Raw genomic sequence first — 21,494 nt, forward strand, 5'->3', positions numbered from 1 at the left:
CGCGATGCACCGAAACCGTCAGGCACGCAACTAAGCACGAGCAGATAAGATTGAGACCATAGGCATGGTGGAGCAATTAATGCCGGGTGGGAGAGGTTACGTGCTTGTCAGTGGGTAAATGCAGTGCCGCAGCCCACAAGGGCGTTTTTACGAAGAGCTTTGTGCGAGCCAAGCCACGCCCTTGCCGCTGTTCGGATAACAAGCCCGCCCAGCAAAGTGGCCGCAGCACGTGAGCATAGAGCGCGAGGACGTATTCGTAGTCCACGCCACGGAAGCGGGTTTCGTCGCCGCCATAGAACAAAGAACACAGCCGAGCTTCGGTGACGCCCATTTCGGCTTCGATGTTTATGACGTTGAGGTACGTGAGCCAGTCCCTGCCAACGGCGTCGTTAAACCGGGTGTAACGGCTGTGATCCATGACGAAGAGCAGGTGATTCGTGAGCAAACGCCACAGCTCACCGGGCTTTGATCGCAATTCCTGAGCCAAAGCCGTCAAACGCAATGTTCCCCGGTAATGCCGCGCCAGTTTCGTGCTCAGCAGCAGATCGTGGACCATGACAAGTGGCGGAAAGTCCTGTTCATTGAGAACCCGATTGACGGCATAGAGCTCTGCCGCAGTGAAGTAGGGCCATGCAAATGCCTCTGCAGCCCATGTTACGAAATAACGCTTGAGCGCCTTGGAGGGTGTGAGCTCGATGGGGCCGTGGGTGTCGATAAACTCGAATGTCAGCAATGCAGCCCTGAGCACAGGGGAATGTGCAAGTGCGGCGGCGTCATCGGCAATGTATTTGAAGGGGTACATGAATCGATATGTGCCCGAGAGCAGGCCATCTGCCAATCATGCACATATGTCGGCAACGCTGTAGCGTTCATTGAGATGCTCAAGCAGCAAGGCCTCAGCTTCACGCAATGCACATAGCTGTACAAGGTCTAACGCTGCATCACGCTCCTTACATAAGCGTATCGAGCGCAGACAATTGATCGCACCCGCTATGGAAAAGTCGCGCTTCATGTGAGCCTGATATGCAGACCAGTTTTGATTCTTGCCCACATACTCCCGGCTGAACGCCTGTCGTGTAGTTGTGAGCTTAGCACTGCGTAATATGAGATAGATGTGCTCGATAAGTGATGTGTTCATATCCATATTTATATGAACGACGCTGGATCACGCTTAGGGAGCGTAAAGAAGCGTGAACCTCGTGTGATTGCCTTGTGGATATATCTGGGGATCAAATGGGGAAAGGTGATTGGATGTGGCGAAGGCACTATGGCCTATGGTGGATCATTGTGGGTTCATCATGTGCGTGTTGTGATGTTCAATGTGTGCTCATTGTGCTTCATTGTGTTTGATATGCAGGGAGTGTGTTGTTGTTTATTGTATAACGAGGATAGGCGGTGAAAACGTCCACAACCTACCTTCAATGCCAACGATATAAGCCATAACAATGCGCCATGATGATGCCTTTTGAGAGCCGTATGCCTAGCACTTCGACCCCTGACCGTTGCTGTGTTAGAACCTGATAATGTGCCTTAAAGAATGCCTATGCGGTGCCTGAGAAAGCCTTGATGAATGTGCCTAAGTTTTTTGGGAGAGAAATTGCCTGAGTGATGCCATTGAGTTTGCCATGCGCTGTCCACGCTCACGGTCTTTGTTCGCTTGAGCCCGCTGGCGTTCGTTAAATTTGTGACGGATCAGAACCGAATGAACTGGAACATTATCCAACGCAGCCTCGAACAAATCATCGGTTAGGTGATTTGCGATACGCTGGGCCTGAGCGTCATTGCAGAATGAGGTGTAAGCTCTGGGATCATCGTTGTGGTGATCGCAGTTTATAACAAGGCTATCATCTCGAAAGCGCCACATCTCCTTGGTGACATATTCCGCTATGGCCTGCTTGTCGTGAATGGGTGTGATCCAGTTGGATTTCAGTGTAGCAGTGTCAGCATCAAGCGTATTCCACAGCACGTTCAGGATGGCTGAGAATACCACAGGATCGATCATGGACTGCGCAACGAAATGCACGTGGATGCACTTTTGGCTTTTGCCGAATTCCAGAAAGCAGAGCCGATTGATGCCATAGCCTTTGTCGGCTGCTCGGCCAAAGAACACGCGGTCGGCCTTGTGAAAGAATGCTTCGAACAGCTTTATGGCCTTCTCGCGGCAGATGCGCTCGCCATCCTTGAAGGCTAACACGCCGGTCACGTCATATGGACCGTTGACGATCTTCTTGATTGAGTTTTCGGCGATCTTCTTGCCCCAATTCATATCTGCATATCCCTTTGCAGATATTTATCCTTTGGCGGCAAATCCGGCCTATAATCTGGCTCGGTTTGGGTAAAAAAGCTTGCCTTTTGGTAAAACCAATCAGGCCCATAAAATCAGGTTAGAGTTCGATTTTAACACATTATGGTCTGCAAGCCACGCGAGCTACCGAAAGGCTTAGCTGTGGCAAAAAATCTGCTGCGCAATTTTTACGCCATGCGGAGAACCGTGGCCATGGTGATCTAATCTAACCGCACCTCACGTGCGCTGTGAGGCATGTGCTTTTCGGACGTCTCTGAATGGGATAATGCCAAGGCAGACAGGAGACGCAAATGCCACAGAGGTATTTCAACGGGTCTGAATGCACTGGCGCATTGTTGGCTCAATGCCAAGGCGTGACAAACCCTGCCGTTATCGCCCAGCTTGATGAAATCATCAGTCAGGTTCGCATCATCTGCCCCGACGATGAGTTCGTTGCTCTGGAGCGTGATGATCAAGGGTGGATCTTTGTGCCCACTATCGGGACCGGAGCCAGCAAGAACCTCTGCACCGTATGGTTCGGCGCTCGGAGCGTGAACTTTGATGTGAGATCACAACAAGAGCTCGATGGCATGGCTGGCCGAAGGCGATATCCGGATGCTGCTGGGCCTACCTTTTTGCAGCGTCTGAGCGTTCGATACGCCAAGATGGCCGCAGCATGGTTGGCACGTAATACCTGAGTAGCTCAATACTCCTCAGCCAGCATGATCGTCAGCACACGGCAGGTCACTGCTGGATCGCTGGCTTCTGGTGAATGCATGAGCAGGTCGACATCATAATAGTCGAACTTGAAAAACACAGTCTGGCCCTCATGCTCGACGCTGCCGAAATCGTGCTCTCCGTATGGGTCGTTGCGTTCATTGAAATCGTTGAAAGCACGAACCTTGGCATAGAGGCCATCGAGGTCATCCATGGCTGCAATGCCCTTGGTGATCACGACCCGGCAGCCAATAAACGAAGTACGAGCAGCATCATTCAGCTCTGCAATGCGGACTGCACTCATGAGCTGATCCTCGTCCAATTGAGGAGATTGTTCCGACCGAACATAGCTTCGCCGAGCTGCTTGGCAGCCATGTCGTTTTCGGCGGTGATGACGGTATGGGTGGTGGTGCCGTTGGGGAGACGAACCCAGAGGCGATATTGCTTCATTGCCGTGCCTCCCGTTCGCGCTTGCGTTCGGCTTCCACGAATTCGGGCTTCCGCCGTGCCATAAAGATGATGCAGCCAACGCCGTGGAGGCTTTCGCAATACTGCCTTGCCTCTTCCTCGGTGTAAGCATCGACGACCACCGTATCGGTTCCTGTGGGCTGTACGCGGACCCATGCTCGGTATTGATCCATGGCCATTACCCCTTCTTGCGTTCGGCAACGGCGGCCATTGCAGCATCAAGCTCACCGGCTTTGGCGGCAGCGGCAAAGGCAGTGAGCACGGCAGAAACTTCGTCGAGTTTGTTCACGAACACGGCGTTGTTGGCGGCGTTGAGCAGCAAGGGTCGAGCGCCGTATCGGCATTGAACGTAATAGCCGTTGTCCTGCCCAACCCACCATGCTCGCACTGCCTTGGCAGGCTTGCCTTCGGCTTTGGCTGGAACTGTGAAGGTTTCGCCCTTGATCGCTGCTGCCAGCACCAGCTTTTGCTGTTCGATAGCGGCAATGATCTTGTCGCGGCGTCGTTGAATGGGATCGACCGGAGGCGCTTTGGCCAACGTCTTGAATGTGAACTTGGAAAGCGAGGACATATCAATGCCTTTCATCGTGTTGATGAAGGCAAAGTAACTTCGGCTGGATTGGCCTTCCTACCGGAAATGGCTGAAAATCAGGCCTTTCATGGCCATTTTCTTGAGTGTCCCAAGATGAATTGGCCTGCCAATGGGATGCAGGATCAGTGAGAAAATGCCGGTTTTCACGGCCAAAGCATGGGAACTAGCCAAAGCCTTCCGTTTGGCGAGAGAGGCATAGCTACAATGGTTAGCCTGTGCGGCGCTGCTGAGCTTTGCGTTGGGCCTCACGTTCCCGTGCTATGCGCTGCATATCCCTCTCTCGTTTCAAAGCGGCTCGACCGTTTTCGACGTTCCGCTTGAGCGCAGCGATGCGGGCTTGTGCCGGGTTCAGGGGTTTGGTGGTTTTGATGGTGGCAAATTCGTAGAAGCGCATACAGCTATTTAGCCTTGTCGCTACTCGTGCCTGCCAACGATGCGCCAGACGCCTACAGGGCCCGCAGACCGCAGATTTGACGCCATCTTAAGATGCTCAAACTGCCGCGCCTTAGTTTCGCGGCAGGCATGGCATTCATAGGTCAATCATAGCAATTAACCTAAGTCGGGCGAGGACAGCAGATTGGCATACTGGAGTAAGGTTTTCTCATGTTTCATGCTCGTATCAACCCCATCTGGGCCGAACATGATCCAAATGTCTTTGTCGTCTCCGAACACAAGGAAGCTTCCGCCTTCACCGAGATAGATCGTATCGACAATTCGCTTTAGTGCCGTATTCACCTTGCTTCGTGCGAGGAACCGCCTGTCGTCGTCAGGATCATTAATTTCAGCTCGAAGAGCTTCTACGATTTCAAATTGGCTTTTCTTTGTAGGCTCGGCATCTTCAGCGTTAGCCCTAATTTGCGCCTTTTCAAGCGCCTTGTTGAGTTCCTCGATCTCAGTTTCGAGAGCTAAGACGCGAGTCGCAATAGCCTTGCTGCCATCGGCCAAGGCATCAATCAAATTATCGAGTTTTTTGGTTTGGACCTCGATCTGTCGGGTGATTTCAGCCACCTGCTCTCGGTAAATGTTCGCCCGTCTGTCGCTAGCTTCCTCCTCGACGAGCAATGCGCCAATGTTGTCCAAAATGGCACCCTCGATCACCTTGTAGTCGTATAATGTGTTGTTTGAGCAGGCGTGCTTTCTCCGAGCATTGTTGCAGCGAAGGCGCTCATAGTGCCGCCTTTTGTATGTCACTCGGTCCCCGTTCTTTTTAGTATAATGAATGTTGTTTGTTCCCTTGTTTTCGTAGGCTGCATTCCCCCCACATGCGCCGCAAATGACCATCCCTGAAAGCAGGTTGGATAGACGCTTGTATGCGTGACCTCCCGTACGACTTTTTGATTTTAAAGCAGTTTGAACGCGATTGAATTTTTCCGCACTTACTGCCTGCGGAAAATAGTCGCTTGCGAGTGTTTCGCCGCCTAGCGTTATGTATTCTCCAAGGACTGCTCTCTTAGTAAGCAGGCGATGCACATATGGTTCATGCCAGCCTCCTTCGCCATCACGCTTCCGCACGGCCCAGACTGGCTCTTTGCGACTGTTTAGGATTTGAGTGATTACGGCTATTCCGATACCATCAAGGTACAGATCGTATATCTCATTGAGAACCTTTGTGCGGTACTCGTTGAGCACATAGATGCCATCTTTTTTATCGATCCATGCCGGAGCCTTGATAGCGGTTGTAGCTTTGCTTCCGTCTCTGATTTTAGCGTGGCGGTTAGCCCAAGAAGATTTTGAGCGTTCGCTTTTTTTGAATGATTCTTCGTACGAAAGCTGCGCTTTGATAATGATGGAAAACAGTTCCAACATATCGTTTCCGCTGCTGTCAGCCTTGTAAATTTGGTCGTCATGGGTCGTCGCGACGGAGACACCACATTCGTTCAGCGACCAGATAAACTGTGCGGCAAGCTTTGCGCCTTGCCTGCTGAGGCGATCGAGGTTCTCAACGACGAGGACCTTGCCGGTATGCAGTCCGTTCTTAGCCTCTTGCTCAAACTTATGCAGTTCCGAGCCTTCTACGCGGTTGTATCCGTGGAAAGCACTTTTGCCTTGATCAGAAATCTCTTGCTCAAGAAACCATCCCTTTTGCTCAATATACCTTCTGCCTTCGCTAAGCTGCCGCTCTAACGAATAGCCCTTGGCTTGCTCCATGGTACTGAAACGTGCGTACAAAATGGCTGCTTGAAACATAGAGTTGGAAACCTGTAGAGCTTGTGCGTGCTCTTGGCATGTTAAGGCAATTTTTTGTGTGTACAACTATTCCCATGAGGGACACCGTGAAGAAGGCCAGGAACTGGATGGACGCGGCGGGCATCGCCTATGTGTTCCATGACTACAAGAAAGCCGGGGCCGATGCGGGCCAGCTGGCGGCATGGTGCGCCGCCGCCGGGTGGGAGAAAGTGCTGAACCGCGCCGGGACCAAGTTCCGCAAGCTGCCCGATGCCGACAAGGACGGGCTGGACGCGAGCAAGGCCGTGGCGCTGATGGCCGCCAACCCCAGCTGCATCAAGCGGCCGATCGTGGAGCATCCCGGCGGACTGCTGGTGGGCTTCAACCCGGACGAGTGGGCAGCCGCGCTTTGCTGATGCCGGCGTGGACCGAGTTGGCCGGGGCGGCGCTGGGCCTGCTCAACGTCGTGCTGCTGGTGCGCCGGTCGGTCTGGAATTTCCCGGCGGCGATGGCGATGGTCACGCTGATCGGGATCACCCTGTTCGAGGCCCGGCTCTATGCCGAAACCGGCCTGCAGGTGTTCTTCTTCGTCGTCAACGCGTGGGGCTGGTACTTGTGGGCCGTGGCCCGCGACAGGGCAGACAACACCGTGCCGGTCGGCTGGATGAGCGACCGGGCGCGCTTCGTCTGGGCCGCGATCACGGCGGCGCTGTCGCTCTCGCTCGGCTGGTTGCTGCACCGCTTCACCAACGCCGCACTGCCGTTCGCCGATTCCGCGATTGCCGGGGCCAGCGTCACCGCGCAGATTCTGCTCTCGCTGCGGCGGGTCGAGAACTGGGTGCTGTGGATCGCGATCGATGTGCTGTCAGTCATGCTCTACATCAACCGTGAGCTGTACTTCCTGGCGGGGCTCTATGTCGTGCTGGGCGTGATGTCGGTGCTGGGCCTGCGCGAATGGCGCAACGTGGCCCGCCCGTGATCCAGCTGTGTTTCCACGGCGCGGAAAGCACGGGCAAGTCGGTGCTGGCGGACAAGCTCTCGCGCGAGCTGGGCTTGCCGTGGGTGCCGGAATATGGCCGGACCTATTGCGAGGAGCGCGGCACGGACCTGACGATGGCCGACCTCCTGGCGATTGCGGAAGGACAGCAGGCCGCAGTCGAGGCCGCGCGCATCGGCGATCCGCCGCTGCTGCTGCTCGATACCGACCAGCTGATGACCGCCGCCTGGGCCGAAATGCTGTTCGGCGAGGTGCCGGACAGCCTGATGGCCTATCCCAAGGCCGACCTCTACCTGCTGTTCAGCGCCGACGTGCCGTGGGTGGAAGACGGCACCCGACTGTTCGGCCAGACGCCCGAGCGCACCCGGTTTGCCGGGCTGGCCGAGGAGATGCTGGACCGCGCGGAGGTACCGTGGCGGCGGATTGGTGGAAACTGGACCGAACGCGAAGCCGCAGTGCGCGCGGAGATCAGCGCGCTGTTGCGGTGACGATGTAGTTCAGCGCCAGATCGCTGGAGAGGTGCAAGCCCTTCAGCGGCGAGAACGCAATCCCCTGCGGCTCGCCCATGATCAGCCCTGCCCCGTCCAGCAGATCACGCAGCTCATCTGGCGTAATGAAATCGTCCCAGTGATGCGTGCCGCGTGGAACCATGCCGATCCGTTCGGCAGCTTCCACCATCAGCCATTTCGAATGCGTAGTCCGGTTGGGGGTGGACAGCACCATCAGCCCGCCGGGGGCCAGCGTGGCCGCCAACGCACGGACAAACGCGGCCTTGTCGGCCACGTGTTCGATCACTTCCATCGAACAGACCAGATCGAACCCTGACAGCCCGAGCGCGCCGATCTCGCCGTGGCGATAGTCGATGGACAGGCCCCCGCCCGCCGCATGGGCACTCGCCGCCGCGATGTTTTCCGCTGCCGCATCGACCCCGGTCACGCTTGCGCCCAGGCGGGCCAGCGGCTCGCATAGCAGCCCGGCCCCGCAGCCAACGTCCAGCGCGCGCTTGCCCAGCAGCGGGCGAACGAGGTGCGAATCACCCGGCCAGTGCGCGTCGATGGCGCTGCGGATAAAGCCCAGCCGCACCGGGTTCAGCCGGTGCAGCATGGCCGAAGACCCCTTCGGGTCCCACCAATCCGCCGCCAGCTTGCCAAAATGCGCCGCTTCTTCGGGCCGGATCGTTGCAGGAGAGGTTGCATTGCTCATCCCCCATCTCTAACAGGGCGCGCGCCGCGCGGCGAGGGGTCGTGCGGGAAAGAATCTTGCGGAAAGGTGCGACACGCGTGGCCCGGATCGTGATGAAATTCGGCGGCACTTCGATGGCCGGCTCGGAACGCATTCGCCGCGTTGCCAACATCGTGCGCCGCCAGCAGGCTGCCGGGCACGAAGTGGCCGTGGTGGTTTCGGCCATGGCCGGGGAAACCGACCGGCTGGTAAACTTCTGCCGCGAAGCCAACCCGCTCTATGACCCGGCGGAATACGACGTCGTCGTCGCTTCGGGTGAGCAGGTCACGGCCGGCCTCCTCGCGCTGACGCTGCAGGCTCTGGGGTGCAAGGCGCGCTCGTGGCTGGGCTGGCAATTGCCGATCCACACCGACGATGCCCATGCCAAGGCGCGGATCGAAAGCATCGATTCCGAAGCACTGCTGGCCAGCATGGCCGCCGGCGAAATCGCCGTCATTCCGGGCTTTCAGGGGCTGACTGCCGACAACCGCGTGACCACGCTGGGCCGGGGTGGTTCGGACACCTCCGCCGTGGCCGTGGCTGCCGCAATCGGGGCCGACCGCTGCGACATCTACACCGATGTCGACGGCGTCTACACCACCGACCCGCGGATCGTGGCCAAGGCCCGCAAGCTCAAGAACGTGACCTACGAGGAAATGCTGGAACTCGCCAGCGTGGGCTCGAAGGTGCTGCAGACCCGCTCCGTCTCGCTCGCCATGAAGGAAAAGGTGCGGGTGCAGGTGCTCTCGTCGTTCATTGGCGACGATGCCGTCCCGGCAGACGAAATCCCCGGCACGATGATCGTCTCGGACGAGGAACTGGCCAAAATTCAAGAGGATCTGGACATGGAAAGCCAGCTGATCACCGGCATTGCCGCCGACAAGAACGAAGCCAAGATCATCCTGACCCGCGTGCCGGACCGTCCCGGCGCCGTGGCCACGATCTTCAGCCCGCTGGCCGCTGCCAACATCAACGTCGACATGATCATCCAGAACGTCGGCCGCGACAAGGGCGAGACGGACGTGACCTTCACCGTCCCCGCCGCCGACCTGCTGCGCGCGCAGACCCTGCTGGAAGCTCAGAAGGAAGCGATCGGCTACAACCGGATCATCACCGACAGCAAGGTCGCCAAGATCAGCGTCGTCGGCGTCGGCATGAAAAGCCACGCGGGCGTGGCCAGCACCATGTTCCGCGCCATGGCGGATCGCGGGATCAACATCCAGGCGATCAGCACCAGCGAAATCAAGGTCTCGGTCCTGATCGACGAGGACGAAACCGAACTGGCCGTGCGCGTCCTGCACACCGCCTACGGCCTCGACGCGGCGGACTAACGCAAACACCCCGCCCCCGGCCACACGGCCAGAGGCGGGGTCAATTGCCCGGCAGGCACCGTGATCAAACGACCTGCCAGGATTTAGGCCTCACGCCAGATCAAACCGGTCGGCGTTCATCACCTTGGTCCACGCCGCCACGAAGTCCTTCACGAACTTCGCCTTGGCGTCGTCCTGCGCATAGACTTCAGCATAGGCGCGCAGCACCGAATTCGATCCGAACACCAGATCGACACGGGTCGCCGTCCACTTGACCGCGCCGGTCTTGCGGTCACGGATTTCATAGCTGTTGCGGCCCGTCGGCACCCAGGTGTTAGCCATATCGGTCAGGTTGACGAAGAAGTCGGTGGTCAGCGCCCCTTCGCGGTCCGTGAACACCCCGTGCTTCGTCCCGCCGTGGTTGGTGCCGATCACCCGCAGCCCGCCGACCAGCACGGTCATTTCCGGCGCGGTCAGGCCCATCAGCTGCGTGCGGTCGAGCAGCAGTTCCTCCGGCTGGACCGTGTAGTGCTGCTTCAGCCAGTTGCGATAGCCATCGGCCAGCGGTTCTAGCACCTCGAACGATTCCGCATCGGTTTGCTCGGCCGTGGCATCGCCGCGACCGGGTGCGAAGGGCACCGTCACATCGAACCCGGCGGCCTTTGCGGCCTGCTCGACCCCCACGTTGCCCGCCAGCACGATCACATCGGCCAAGCTGGCGCCGGTTTCCGCCGCGATCGGCTCCAGCACGGCCAGCACGCGGGCCAGCCGTTCCGGTTCGTTCCCGGCCCAGTCCTTTTGCGGGGCAAGGCGAATGCGCGCACCGTTGGCACCGCCGCGCATGTCCGATCCCCGGAAGGTGCGGGCGCTGTCCCACGCGGTGCTGACCATGTCGGACACCGACAGGCCGCTGGCCGCAATCCGCGCTTTTACTGCCGCAACGTCATAGTCGCTGCACCCGGCGGGCACCGGGTCCTGCCAGATCAGGTCCTCCGCCGGAACGTCAGGCCCGAAATAGCGCGTCTTTGGCCCCATGTCGCGGTGGGTCAGCTTGAACCACGCGCGGGCGAACACGTCCGAGAAGTAGGCCGGATCGGCCCGGAACCGCTCCGAAATCGCGCGGTAGGCCGGGTCAACCTTCATTGCCATGTCGGCATCGGTCATGATCGGCATGGTGCGGATCGACGGATCCTCGACGTCGACCGGCTTGTCCGCATCGGCAATGCCGACCGGCTGGTACTGCCAGGCACCGGCGGGGCTTTTCACCAGTTCCCATTCGTGGCCCAGCAGCATTTCGAAATAGCCGTTGTCCCACCGGGTCGGATGCGTGGTCCACGCGCCTTCGATCCCGCTCGTCACGGTATCGCGGCCAATGCCCCGGCTGGTGTGGTTGTTCCAGCCCAGCCCCTGCTCCGCAATGTCCGCCGCTTCCGGTGCGGGGCCCAGCAGCGCGGCATCGCCGTTGCCATGCGCCTTGCCCACGGTGTGGCCACCGGCCGTCAGCGCCACGGTTTCCTCGTCATCCATCGCCATGCGGGCAAAGGTTACGCGGATATCATGCGCGGTGCGCTGCGGATCGGGCTGGCCATCGACGCCTTCGGGGTTGACGTAGATCAGCCCCATCATCACCGCGGCGAGCGGATTTTCAAGATCGCGTTCGCCTGAATAGCGGCTGCCTGCGCTGCCGGTGGGGGCAAGCCAGTTCTTTTCCGAACCCCAGTAGATGTCCTTTTCGGGGTGCCAGATATCGGGGCGGCCAAAGCCGAAGCCGAAGGTCTTCAGGCCCATCGATTCATAGGCGATGGTCCCCGCCAGCACGATCAGGTCGGCCCAGCTTACCGCATTGCCGTATTTCTTCTTGATCGGCCACAACAGCCGCCGTGCCTTGTCGAGGTTGGCGTTGTCAGGCCAGGAATTGAGCGGGGCGAACCGCTGGTTACCGGTGCCCGCGCCGCCGCGCCCGTCCGCCGTGCGGTACGAACCCGCCGCGTGCCAGGCCATGCGGATCATCAGCCCGCCATAGTGGCCCCAATCAGCCGGCCACCAATCCTGGCTGTCAGTCATCAGCGCGGTCACGTCGCGCTTGAGGGCTGCGACATCGAGGGTTTCCAGCGCCTGGCGATAATCGAAATCCGTGCCCAGCGGATCGGTCTTGCGGTCATGCTGGTGCAGGATGTCCAGGTTCAGGGCATTCGGCCACCAGGCCGTTACCGACGCATTGTTCGCGGTATTGCCGCCGTGCATGACGGGGCATTGTCCCGGATTGGTCATCGTTATCTCTCCTTTGCGGATCGGTTGCTGAAACCTGTCTACCTGGCCCTCTTAATTCGCCTAAACCGATTAAAATCGTCACAATGATCGCAATGGTCGATATATAGCCATGCGCAGCGCCTTGCGGCCACCGAATCCGCCGCCTAAAGCCCGGAAGATTTTCCAAACCGCAGGATGGACGCACCGGATGGCCCAGTATCCCAAGACCCACGCACTGATGCAACGCGGCATCGACTTTCTGGGCAGCGAACACGCTGTGCTGTGCGGGGCGATGAGCTGGGTATCGGAACGCAACCTAGTGGCCGCGATCAGCAACGCGGGCGGATTTGGCGTGATTGCCTGCGGGGCGATGACGCCCGAGTTGCTCGATACCGAAATCGCCGCAACCAAGGCGCTGACCAGCAAGCCGTTCGGCGTGAACCTGATCACCATGCACCCGATGCTGTTCGATCTGATCGCGGTCTGCGCAAAGCACGGCGTCAGCCATGTCGTGCTGGCCGGCGGCATCCCGCCCAAGGGCAGTGTAGAGGCGATCAAGGCGTTTGGCGGCAAGGTGCTGGTCTTTGCCCCCACCCTGGCGCTGGCGAAGAAGCTGCTGCGCAGCGGCGCGGATGCCCTGGTGATCGAGGGCAGCGAAGCGGGCGGGCACATCGGTCCGGTCGCGACCAGCGTGCTGGCGCAGGAATTCCTGCCCGCGCTGGCAGCGGAACACGTGGTGTTCGTGGCCGGCGGGATCGGCCGGGGCGACATGATCGCGGCATACCTCGAAATGGGCGCAAGCGGTGTGCAGCTGGGCACCCGCTTTGCCTGCGCCACCGAAAGCATCGCCCATCCGGCGTTCAAGCAGGCGTTCTTCCGCGCCAATGCCCGCGATGCTGTCGCCAGCGTGCAGGTCGACCCGCGCCTGCCAGTCATCCCGGTCCGCGCGTTGAAGAACAAGGGGACCGAGGAATTCACGGCCAAGCAGCGCGAAGTTGCGCAACTGCTGGACGAGGGCAAGATCGAGATGGGCGAGGCCCAGCTCCAGATCGAACACTTCTGGGCCGGTGCCCTGCGCCGCGCGGTAATCGATGGCGATGTGGAAAGCGGCTCGATCATGGCGGGCCAGTCGGTCGGCATGGTGACCAAGGAAGAGCCGGTTGCCGACATCATGGCCGAACTGATGGCCGAGGCAGAGGCCGCGCTGAGCCGGTAAATCGTCCCCGCTAAGGGGAGGTGGACCATCCGCAAGATGGTGGAGGAGCACCGGCCAGCAAGCCGTGCCCCTTTCTTGTTACGCATCCCCGCCCATACCCCTCCATCACGTCGTGGTCCCCCTCCCCCTCCCCATGCCGGGGAGGAATAAAAAAAGGGCCGGAGCATGAAGCTCCGGCCCGTTCAGTTTACGTTCGCAGGAGGAACGTCGGGAGGCGGGACCGAGGGAGGAGGAGAGGAGGAGACCCCGATCCCGCCAAGCTGGGTAATCAGTAGTTGTAGGCGCGTTCGCCGTGTTCACCGAGGTCGAGGCCTTCACGTTCGACTTCTTCGGAAACCCGCAGGCCGGTAAGAGCCTTGGCGACGTACATGGCGATGATCGTGCCGATCGTGGCCCACACGATGGTGGCGCCAACCGCCGCAGCCTGGGTGACCAGCTGCGCACCGATCCCGGTCGAACCGTCACCGGGGCCACCGAACGCCGGGGCATAGACCACCGCGGTGCCGAGCGCGCCGACGATGCCGCCCACGCCGTGGATGCCAAAGGCGTCGAGCGAGTCGTCATAACCCAGCTTGGGCTTGAGGATCGTGACGGCAGCGAAGCAGACCAGTGCCGAAACCGCACCCAGCAGGATGGCGCCGAGCGGGCCGGAGTTACCGGCAGCCGGCGTCACCGCCACGAGGCCGGCGATGATGCCCGAGCAGAAGCCGAGAGCCGAAGCCTTGTGACCGGCAAGCTTTTCCGCAACCATCCAGACCAGACCGGCAGCAGCGGTGGCAACGAAGGTGTTGATCATGGCCAGCGCAGCCGAACCGTTGGCTTCCAGGGCCGAACCGGCGTTGAACCCGAACCAGCCCACCCACAGCAGACCAGTGCCGATCATGGTCATGGTCAGCGAATGCGGTGCCATGATGTCCTTGCCATAGCCAACGCGCTTGCCAAGGATGATCGCCGCGACCAGCGCCGAGACACCCGCGTTGATGTGCACCACGGTGCCGCCAGCGAAGTCCAGCGCGCCCATCTCGAAGAACAGGCCACCAACCGCCCACACCATGTGCGCGATCGGGAAGTAAACGATCGTCAGCCAGACCGCTGCAAAGACCATCACGGCAGCGAACTTCATGCGTTCGACCACCGAACCCAGCACCAGCGCGACCGTGATCGCAGCGAAGGTCATCTGGAACGAAACGAACACATATTCGGGCAACTTGTACCCGTCGCTGAAGGTGTCCGCCAGGCTGTCGGGCGTGACACCGGCCAGGAACCACTTGCCCCAGGCGATGTAGGCGTTGCCTTCCGGGCCGAACGCCAGACCATAACCATAGGCAACCCAGATCACCATCGCCAGGCACGCGGCGGCGCCGATCTGGGTCATCGTGGCCAGCATGTTCTTGGTCCGGGTCAGGCCGCCATAGAACAGCGCCAGACCCGGCAGGATCATGAGCAGGACGAGCACCGTGGACGTCATCATCCACGCGGTATCACCCTTGTCGACCACAGGCGCGGCGGCCTCGGCCGCCTCCTGCGCAAATGCGGTGGTCGAGGCCATCAGCGCCGTGCTGATTGCCCCCGCACCGGAAAGAAGCTTGCGAATCATGGTGTCTTGCCTCCTGTCAGGCGCGCTCACAGCGCGGTGTCCCCGGTTTCGCCGGTGCGGATGCGCGTGGCGGAAACGAGATCGAGCACGAAGATCTTGCCATCGCCGATGGCGTCGGTGCTGGCGGCCTGCTGGATGGTTTCCACCACCTGCGGCGCAAGGTCGTCGGACGTCGCGACCTCAACCTTCACCTTGGGCAACATGTTGGTGGAGTATTCCGCCCCACGATAAATCTCGGTCTGACCCTTTTGCCGCCCAAAGCCCTTCACTTCGGTCACGGTCATCCCCGCGACGCCCAGTGCGCCGAGGGCTTCACGCACCTCGTCAAGCTTGAACGGCTTGATGATCGCGATGATGAATTTCATGCCGATCCCCTGTTCACACACCGGCACAGCGCCGGCAGGGGTTAATCAGCAATTACCGTGCCAAACCGCGTTTATGACTGTTTTTCAACGGTTACGGACAGATCAGACCGAAATTGAGGCAGGCCGGTTCGCTCGAATCCTGCGCATCTGCCTATTTTTTAGGCAGTGCTAGCTGTGCAAAAACGGGCAGGTGATCCGAACCGACCGCCGCCAGCGCGCTGTGGTGGACCCCGGTTGCGGCCACGTCCCAGTCCGGCGAAATAACGATCCGGTCGAGTAGGGCGACGGGACGGCGCGAGGGGAAGCTGCGCCCCGGCGCGAGCACCCGCCAGGGTGCGTGGAACTCGGCCAGCGCCCCGCCCCGGCGGGAAAGGCCCCATTCGTTACAATCGCCCATCAGCACCGTCGGGCAATGCCCGTCGCAGCGCGCGACGTGGGCCAGGATCGCGCGCAGCTGATGCCGACGGCGCAGGCCCGACAGGTCCAGGTGCATGCCCACCACGCGGATGCGCTGGCCTTCGACCAGCAGATCCGCCCGGATCGCCCCGCGCGGCTCCAGCACCGGCAGCGGCACAATCGCCGCCTCCGCCACCGCGACATGCCGCTTTACCAGCAGCGCGTTGCCGTGCCAGCCGATGCTGTCTGGCCGCAGGTTGAGCGGGACCGCGCGGTAATCGCCCAGATCGTCGAGCAGATCGCGCGGCAACACGCTCTCGCGGCGGCCAAACCGGCGGTCGGCCTCCTGCAGGGCCACCACGTCGGCATCGACCTCGTTCAGGATCGTCAGGATGCGATGCGGATCGCGCTTGCGATCCAGCCCCACGGCCTTGTGGATGTTATAGCTGGCGAAGGTCAGACGCACGGATGGATCAGTCAGGCGTCACATCGCCCGCGATGTAGCGGTCTGTCGCGCGGGTCGGCAGGCCATCGATGCTGCGCGTCCGGCCCGCGACCTTGGCCTCCCACTTCGCAGGATCGGCCTGCGCATGATACTTGACCAGCGTGGCGCGTTCATGGTCCAGCGTCATGACCGGCACGCCCCAGCCGCAGCTGGTCTGGACGCTTTCCACCGCGATATCGAAAATCTGCCGCGTACCGGGCAGCAGCGTGAAGTGGGCCGCCAACTCGGCCCAGTCCGGGTCCTGCGGCAGCACCGCCCGCCCCCGGCCATAGATCCGCAGGATCAGCGCGGGCTGCTCGAAATTGCACATCATCACGGTGATGCGCCCGTCCGCCGCCAGGTGCGCGTGGGTTTCGTTACCCGACCCGCCAAGGTCCAGATAGGCAACCCGCTTGGGGCTGAGCACCCGGAATGTATCCGCCAACCCCTTGGGGCTAAGGTTGATCCGCCCTTCCGCTGCCGCCGTGGCGGTGAAGAAGATCGGCTGCTTCGCGATCATCGCGATGTCGGCGTCGGTCAGGGCATCGGTGAAGTCGGACATGGCCGCAGCCTAGCGCCTTGTCCCACCCGGCGGTAGCCTTAACGCTCCTTGGTCGCGCTGAAGGTCAGGTCGGGGTTGCGTTCCTGCTGATAGCTGACGTCCCAGGCCGAGCGCGCCAGGAACACCATGTCGCCGTCGCGATCCTTGGCGCGGTTGGACTTGTTGAAGTCTGCGAACTGGCTGAGCGCGGCGTCGCTGCCCTTGACCCAGCGCGCGGTGTCGAACGGCGATGCCTCCAGCACGGCCTCGACCTTGTATTCCGCTTCCAGCCGGGAAATCAGCACTTCCAGCTGCAACTGGCCGACCACGCCGACGATCCACTGGCCGCCGATTTCAGGGTAGAACACCTGGATCACGCCTTCTTCCGACAGGTCGTCCAGCGCCTTGCGCAGCTGCTTGGTCTTGGTCGGATCCTTCAGCGCGACGCGGCGCAGGATTTCCGGTGCGAAGTTGGGCAGTCCGGTGAAGCGGACCTTGTTGTTTTCCGACAGGGTATCGCCCACCCGCAGAGTCCCGTGGTTGGGAATGCCGATGATGTCGCCCGGCTCGGCCGTGTCCGCCAGCTCGCGGTCCTGCGCAAAGAACAGGATTGGCGAATGGATCGCCACCGGCTTGCCGAGCGCCGACGGGGTCAGCTTCATGCCGCGCTTGAACGTGCCCGATACCAGCCGCATGAACGCGATCCGGTCGCGGTGCTGGGGGTCCATGTTGGCCTGGACCTTGAAGATGAAGCCGGTGACTTCCTTGTCGGTCGGCTCAATCGTGCCGCTCTCGCTGGGCTGCGGGCGCGGCGGCGGGGCATAGCGGGCAATCGCGTCGATCAGTTCGGCCACACCGAAATTCTTCAGCGCCGATCCGAAATAGACCGGGGTCATGTCGCCGTGGCGATAGGCTTCGACGTCGAAGTCGCCGTAACCGGCCTTGGCCAGTTCGATTTCCTCGGCAATGTCGGCGGGGATGTTGTCGGCCGTTGCGGGTTCACGCTTGCCCAGGAATTCGCGGCTGTCGCCTTCGGGGCGGCTGATCGTGTCGGTGGCAAAGTCCAGCACGCCCTGAAACACCCCGCCCATGCCGACCGGCCACGACATCGGCACCACGTCCAGCGCCAGCGCGTCGGCTACTTCGTCCAGCGTCTCGAACACGCTGCGGCCTTCGCGGTCGACCTTGTTGACGAAGGTGATGATCGGAACCGAGCGCAGGCGGCAGACCTCGAACAGCTTGCGGGTCTGCGGCTCGATGCCCTTCGCGGCGTCGATCACCATGATCGCGGAGTCCACCGCGGTCAGCGTGCGGTAAGTGTCTTCTGAGAAGTCCTCGTGGCCCGGCGTGTCGAGCAGGTTGAACGTGATCCCGTCCCGCTCGAAGGTCATGACGCTGGATGTGACGGAGATCCCGCGCTGCTGCTCGATCTTCATCCAGTCCGAGCGCGCCCGCCGGGCCGCACCGCGCGCCTTGACCTCGCCCGCCAGATGGATCGCCCCGCCTTGCAGCAACAGCTTTTCCGTCAGCGTGGTCTTACCCGCGTCAGGGTGCGAAATGATGGCAAAGGTGCGGCGGTTAGAAGCTGGCGAGGACATGGGGGCCGCGCATAGCGAAGGTTGCCTGCGGAGTCATCGGGCGATTGCGCCCCGACCGAGGGTGTTTCCACCCCAAGCCGTTCTTCAGCCCAACCCGTTCTTCAACAACGCGTTCGCCTTGGCAGCAACGTCGGCCAGATCGGCATCGCCGTCCATCACTCCGAAGCGCAGGCCCAGGAACACGTTCATCCCCATGATCGCCCAGGCGTGGACTTCATCCGGCCGCACCGCCAGTTCCCCCCGCCCATACGCGGCGGTCAGGCGCTCCTCGATGCGGCGCGCGGTGTTCAGATAGTGCGCGCGCCAGTCCTCCGGAGCAACGAATTCGGCTTCGTCGATGATCCGGTAGATTTCCTTGTGTTCCCGCGCGAACACCAGGAACGCGCCCAGCGCGGCGCCTTCTGCCTCAACGCCGGGGCGCGGACGCTCCGCCAGCACGGGCGCGACGTGATCGCGCACGCGGGCCGACATGTCCTGCACCAGCGCCTTGAACAGCGCCTCCTTGCTTTCGAAGTAGGTGTAGAAGCTGCCCAGCGCCACGCCCGCGCGGATGGTGATCGATACGATCGAGCTTTCGTGGAAGCCCTTTTCCCCGAATTCAGCCGCAGCGGCATCGAGGATCGCGCGCTGGGTGCGCCGGCCGCGTTCAGTGCGCGGCACGCGCGGGGCACGCTCAGGGCTTCCCGCCTCCGGCTGCGCAGCGTTCATGTCCATCCCCCGGTTGCGACGGCAGGTGTTGCCGTCTTGCCACGTTGCGGCACCGTTTCGCTGATCGGCGCCTCGGTCCAGCATAACAAAGTTGAAAGTTGGTTCAACTTTTATATAAGCGCGATAGTCCATCGCCGGAATCGCCCCTGACGGGCCTGATGGCGGTGTCCTGTCCAAGGGAGAGTAAATTCCTATGCGTACCGCAGCCCTGCTTGCCCGCACGTCGCTTGTCGCCAGTGCCATCGTCAGCCTGTCCGCCGTCCCCGCCTTCGCGCAGGACGCAGCCGCCACTGCCAGTGAAGACGACGGCGCGATCATCGTCACCGCCCGTCGCCGCGAGGAAGCGCTGATCGACGTTCCCGTCGCCATCACCGCGCTGTCCGGCGCCGAACTGGAACGCACTGGCGCGATGGACATCACCGCTCTGGCCGAAACCGTCCCCAACGTGACACTGGAAGCCAGCCGCGCAACCAACTCCACCCTCACCGCCTTTATCCGCGGCGTGGGCCAGCAGGACCCGGTTTCGGGCTTCGAACAGGGCGTCGGCATCTACCTCGACGACGTGTACCTGAACCGTCCGCAGGCCGCCGTGCTCGACATCTATGACGTCCAGCGCATCGAAGTGCTGCGCGGCCCGCAGGGCACGCTCTATGGCCGCAACACCGTTGGCGGTGCGGTCAAGTACGTCACCAAGAAGATCGACGATGTCGCCCGCCTCAACGCCCGCGCCACGTATGGCAGCTATGACCAGGCCGATGGCGTGATCAGCGCCAGCACCCCGGTCGGCGATGGCACGCTGCGCTTCGGCGGCTCGCTGGCCCGCCTGTCGCGCGGTGGCTTCGGCAAGAACCTGACCACTGGCCAGGAAAACTACAACAAGGACATCTGGGCCGGTCGCGGCACGATGGAAGTCCACTCCGACGGGTTCTTTGCCCGTCTGGCCGGTGACTACACCCATGACGCGTCCAGCGCGCGCGGCGGCCATCGCCTGATCACCAGCCTCAACACCGCCACGCCGGTGCTGTCCAACGTGTTCGACACGCGCGGCGGCCTGGTCGACCCCAAGCAGGACGTGAAGGCCTGGGGCGTTTCGCTGTTCATGGAAGGCCAGCTGAACGACACCTTCACGGTCCGCTCGATCAGCTCCTATCGCAAGGACGATTCGCTCAGCCCGATCGACTTCGACGCGCTGCCCGCCACCGATCTTGACGTTCCGGGGATCTACCGCAACTCGCAGACCAGCCAGGAACTGCAGTTGCTGATCAGCGCGGGCCGCTTCAACGGCCTGGTTGGCGCTTACTACCTCAACGCCAAGGCGCTGACCCAGTTCGACGTGCGCCTCTACACGACGCTCGCAGGCCTGACCGCGTTCACCAACGCCGATGTCGGCACCGACACGCTGGCCGGCTTCGCAGACTTCACCTACGACCTCACCGACCAGCTGAGCGTCTCGGTCGGCGGCCGCTACACCTGGGATGAGCGCACTGCGACCATCCTGCGCCAGAACTACCTGGGCGGCGGTTCGCCGGTGTTCGGCGGTGCGGGCGTGGCCTTCGGCGCGCCGGGCACCAACTTCAAGGGCAAGAGCACGTTCAAGAAGTTCACGCCCAAGGCCTCGATCAGCTTCAAGCCGACCGAAGATCACACCCTCTACGCCAGCTTCTCGCAGGGCTTCAAGGGTGGCGGCTTCGACCCGCGCGGTGCGGGTGTGAACGCGCCTGACCTGGATGGAAACGGTGTGCGCTCGGACGCCGAAGTGGCTGCGTTCCTCTCATTCAAGCCGGAAAAGGTGAACAGCTATGAAGTGGGTTACAAGGCCCAGCTGTTCGACCGCGCGCTGACCCTGGCGGTCGCGGGCTTCCGCATGGACTACACCGACGTCCAGATCCCCGGTTCGGTGGCCTGCACGGTCGGCGGCCTGCCCAGCTTCTGCGGCGTCGTGTCCAATGCCGGCAAGGCCCGGATGCAGGGCTTCGAGCTGGAAAGCCGCCTGCGCCTGGGTGGGCTGACGCTGGCTGGCTCGCTGGGCTACATTGACGCCAAGTACCTGAAGTACATCACCAACATCGCCAACACCCCGACCGACGTCGCCAAGTTCCGCAAGGTTCAGAACACGCCGGCATGGACCGGCAACGTCAATGCCCGTTACGATGTGGCGCTGGGTGAAGGCGAAGTCGGCGTGGGCGCGGGCGTTTCCTGGAAGAGCAAGACCTACCAGTTCGAAATCCCGAACCCGTATCTCGATCAGCCCAGCTATGCGCTGGTCGATGCCAGCCTGGTCTATACCGCCCCCGGCAAGCGCTGGACGCTGGGCGTGTTCGGCAAGAACCTGACCAACAAGAAGTACAAGACGTCGGGCTATACCTTCATGGCCGCCAACCCGACGACGGGTGCCCTGCTGACCGCAGCCAACGGCAACCTGATCTCGTCGCTGGGCCGCGAAGGCACGCTGACCACGTTCTATGGCAACCCGCGCCAGGTGTTCGTGACGGCGACCGTCAGCTTCTAAGTCAAACCGGAGTTTCCCCGCGCTACTCCTCCCGGCGCGGGGAAACACTCTCCGGCAAGACATGGCAACAGGGCC

General features: G+C 61.4%; 24 protein-coding genes. 7 read left to right on the top strand and 17 right to left on the bottom strand.

Annotated elements, in window-relative coordinates; genetic code table 11:
• Positions 1–76: 76 nt before the first annotated feature.
• From IE113_RS05875 to IE113_RS05880, 3 genes are all read right to left on the bottom strand, one after another.
• On the bottom strand, positions 77–802 hold the full coding sequence (locus tag IE113_RS05875; RefSeq protein ID WP_189539478.1) for a hypothetical protein: 726 nt from the start codon (positions 800–802) through the stop codon (positions 77–79).
• Between the two features lie 36 nt (positions 803–838).
• A complete protein-coding gene (locus IE113_RS16510) occupies positions 839–1,144 on the bottom strand; it encodes a DUF6626 family protein (protein WP_505822852.1) in 306 nt (101 codons plus the stop codon).
• Between the two features lie 432 nt (positions 1,145–1,576).
• Entirely contained in the window at positions 1,577–2,266 is a 690-nt protein-coding gene (locus IE113_RS05880) for a hypothetical protein (protein ID WP_189539479.1), read from the bottom strand.
• A gap of 329 nt (positions 2,267–2,595) precedes the next feature.
• Between IE113_RS05880 and IE113_RS05885 the strand changes: the two genes are divergently transcribed.
• Positions 2,596–2,982 carry a hypothetical protein gene (locus tag IE113_RS05885; protein WP_189539480.1) on the top strand — a complete coding sequence of 129 codons (387 nt, stop codon included), beginning with the start codon at positions 2,596–2,598 and terminating at the stop codon, positions 2,980–2,982.
• A 5-nt stretch (positions 2,983–2,987) separates the two neighbouring features.
• On the opposite strand, the gene IE113_RS05890 is transcribed toward IE113_RS05885, so the two are convergent.
• From IE113_RS05890 to IE113_RS05915, 6 genes are all read right to left on the bottom strand, one after another.
• The gene (locus IE113_RS05890) at positions 2,988–3,305 is read right to left on the bottom strand and encodes a DUF3768 domain-containing protein (protein WP_189539481.1); all 318 of its coding nucleotides are present in this window, start codon (positions 3,303–3,305) and stop codon (positions 2,988–2,990) included.
• Positions 3,302–3,451, bottom strand: a complete 150-nt coding sequence (locus IE113_RS05895) for a hypothetical protein (RefSeq protein WP_189539482.1) — start codon at positions 3,449–3,451, stop codon at positions 3,302–3,304. Before IE113_RS05895 ends, IE113_RS05890 begins: the two co-directional genes overlap by 4 nt.
• Positions 3,448–3,591: a hypothetical protein gene (locus IE113_RS05900; RefSeq protein WP_189539483.1), complete on the bottom strand. Its 144-nt coding sequence runs from the start codon at positions 3,589–3,591 to the stop codon at positions 3,448–3,450. Before IE113_RS05900 ends, IE113_RS05895 begins: the two co-directional genes overlap by 4 nt.
• Before the next feature lie 56 nt (positions 3,592–3,647).
• Positions 3,648–4,055, bottom strand: coding sequence for a hypothetical protein (locus IE113_RS05905; RefSeq protein ID WP_229822156.1), 408 nt, complete (start codon positions 4,053–4,055; stop codon positions 3,648–3,650).
• Positions 4,056–4,269: 214 nt separating this feature from the next.
• Entirely contained in the window at positions 4,270–4,455 is a 186-nt protein-coding gene (locus tag IE113_RS05910; protein ID WP_189539484.1) for a hypothetical protein, read from the bottom strand.
• A 155-nt stretch (positions 4,456–4,610) separates the two neighbouring features.
• Positions 4,611–6,248 carry a recombinase family protein gene (locus IE113_RS05915; RefSeq protein ID WP_268248094.1) on the bottom strand — a complete coding sequence of 546 codons (1,638 nt, stop codon included), beginning with the start codon at positions 6,246–6,248 and terminating at the stop codon, positions 4,611–4,613.
• A gap of 74 nt (positions 6,249–6,322) precedes the next feature.
• Between IE113_RS05915 and IE113_RS05920 the strand changes: the two genes are divergently transcribed.
• The 3 genes from IE113_RS05920 to IE113_RS05930 are packed head-to-tail and all read left to right on the top strand — an operon-like array spanning position 6,323 to position 7,712.
• Positions 6,323–6,643: an arsenate reductase gene (locus IE113_RS05920; RefSeq protein WP_373297842.1), complete on the top strand. Its 321-nt coding sequence runs from the start codon at positions 6,323–6,325 to the stop codon at positions 6,641–6,643.
• Positions 6,643–7,206 (top strand): nicotinamide riboside transporter PnuC, encoded by a 564-nt coding sequence (pnuC, locus tag IE113_RS05925; protein WP_189539487.1) that lies wholly within the window; start codon positions 6,643–6,645, stop codon positions 7,204–7,206. Before IE113_RS05920 ends, pnuC begins: the two co-directional genes overlap by 1 nt.
• Complete coding sequence (locus IE113_RS05930) at positions 7,182–7,712, top strand: AAA family ATPase (protein WP_229822158.1); 531 nt, start codon at positions 7,182–7,184, stop codon at positions 7,710–7,712. The genes pnuC and IE113_RS05930 overlap by 25 nt, the downstream gene beginning before the upstream one ends.
• On the opposite strand, the gene ubiG is transcribed toward IE113_RS05930, so the two are convergent.
• On the bottom strand, positions 7,693–8,427 hold the full coding sequence (gene ubiG, locus IE113_RS05935; RefSeq protein ID WP_189539488.1) for a bifunctional 2-polyprenyl-6-hydroxyphenol methylase/3-demethylubiquinol 3-O-methyltransferase UbiG: 735 nt from the start codon (positions 8,425–8,427) through the stop codon (positions 7,693–7,695). The genes IE113_RS05930 and ubiG overlap by 20 nt on opposite strands.
• Before the next feature lie 77 nt (positions 8,428–8,504).
• On the opposite strand from ubiG, the gene IE113_RS05940 reads away from it, so the two are divergent.
• Entirely contained in the window at positions 8,505–9,776 is a 1,272-nt protein-coding gene (locus IE113_RS05940; protein WP_444544207.1) for an aspartate kinase, read from the top strand.
• A gap of 90 nt (positions 9,777–9,866) precedes the next feature.
• Here IE113_RS05940 and katG read toward each other — a convergent pair whose 3' ends face one another.
• On the bottom strand, positions 9,867–12,026 hold the full coding sequence (katG, locus tag IE113_RS05945; RefSeq protein ID WP_189539490.1) for a catalase/peroxidase HPI: 2,160 nt from the start codon (positions 12,024–12,026) through the stop codon (positions 9,867–9,869).
• Positions 12,027–12,213: 187 nt separating this feature from the next.
• Here katG and IE113_RS05950 point away from each other — a divergent pair, with 187 nt between their 5' ends.
• Positions 12,214–13,221: an NAD(P)H-dependent flavin oxidoreductase gene (locus IE113_RS05950; RefSeq protein WP_189539491.1), complete on the top strand. Its 1,008-nt coding sequence runs from the start codon at positions 12,214–12,216 to the stop codon at positions 13,219–13,221.
• A 268-nt stretch (positions 13,222–13,489) separates the two neighbouring features.
• Here the strand turns inward: IE113_RS05950 and IE113_RS05955 are convergent, their stop codons facing one another.
• The 6 genes from IE113_RS05955 to IE113_RS05980 all read right to left on the bottom strand — a co-directional run bounded on the left by IE113_RS05955 (position 13,490) and on the right by IE113_RS05980 (position 18,916).
• Positions 13,490–14,818 carry an ammonium transporter gene (locus tag IE113_RS05955; protein ID WP_189539492.1) on the bottom strand — a complete coding sequence of 443 codons (1,329 nt, stop codon included), beginning with the start codon at positions 14,816–14,818 and terminating at the stop codon, positions 13,490–13,492.
• Positions 14,819–14,844: 26 nt separating this feature from the next.
• Complete coding sequence (locus tag IE113_RS05960; RefSeq protein ID WP_189539493.1) at positions 14,845–15,183, bottom strand: P-II family nitrogen regulator; 339 nt, start codon at positions 15,181–15,183, stop codon at positions 14,845–14,847.
• Positions 15,184–15,334: 151 nt separating this feature from the next.
• A complete protein-coding gene (locus tag IE113_RS05965) occupies positions 15,335–16,045 on the bottom strand; it encodes an endonuclease/exonuclease/phosphatase family protein (protein WP_189539494.1) in 711 nt (236 codons plus the stop codon).
• Between the two features lie 7 nt (positions 16,046–16,052).
• Positions 16,053–16,625, bottom strand: a complete 573-nt coding sequence (locus IE113_RS05970; RefSeq protein ID WP_189539495.1) for a pyridoxamine 5'-phosphate oxidase family protein — start codon at positions 16,623–16,625, stop codon at positions 16,053–16,055.
• Positions 16,626–16,663: 38 nt separating this feature from the next.
• Positions 16,664–18,202 (bottom strand): peptide chain release factor 3, encoded by a 1,539-nt coding sequence (locus tag IE113_RS05975; protein WP_189539496.1) that lies wholly within the window; start codon positions 18,200–18,202, stop codon positions 16,664–16,666.
• A gap of 84 nt (positions 18,203–18,286) precedes the next feature.
• Positions 18,287–18,916, bottom strand: coding sequence for a TetR/AcrR family transcriptional regulator (locus tag IE113_RS05980; protein WP_373297843.1), 630 nt, complete (start codon positions 18,914–18,916; stop codon positions 18,287–18,289).
• Between the two features lie 187 nt (positions 18,917–19,103).
• Here IE113_RS05980 and IE113_RS05985 point away from each other — a divergent pair, with 187 nt between their 5' ends.
• The gene (locus IE113_RS05985; protein ID WP_189539498.1) at positions 19,104–21,419 is read left to right on the top strand and encodes a TonB-dependent receptor; all 2,316 of its coding nucleotides are present in this window, start codon (positions 19,104–19,106) and stop codon (positions 21,417–21,419) included.
• Positions 21,420–21,494: the final 75 nt, after the last annotated feature.

The organism is Novosphingobium arvoryzae (assembly GCF_014652615.1).
GTDB classification, from domain to species: Bacteria; Pseudomonadota; Alphaproteobacteria; order Sphingomonadales; family Sphingomonadaceae; genus Novosphingobium; species Novosphingobium arvoryzae.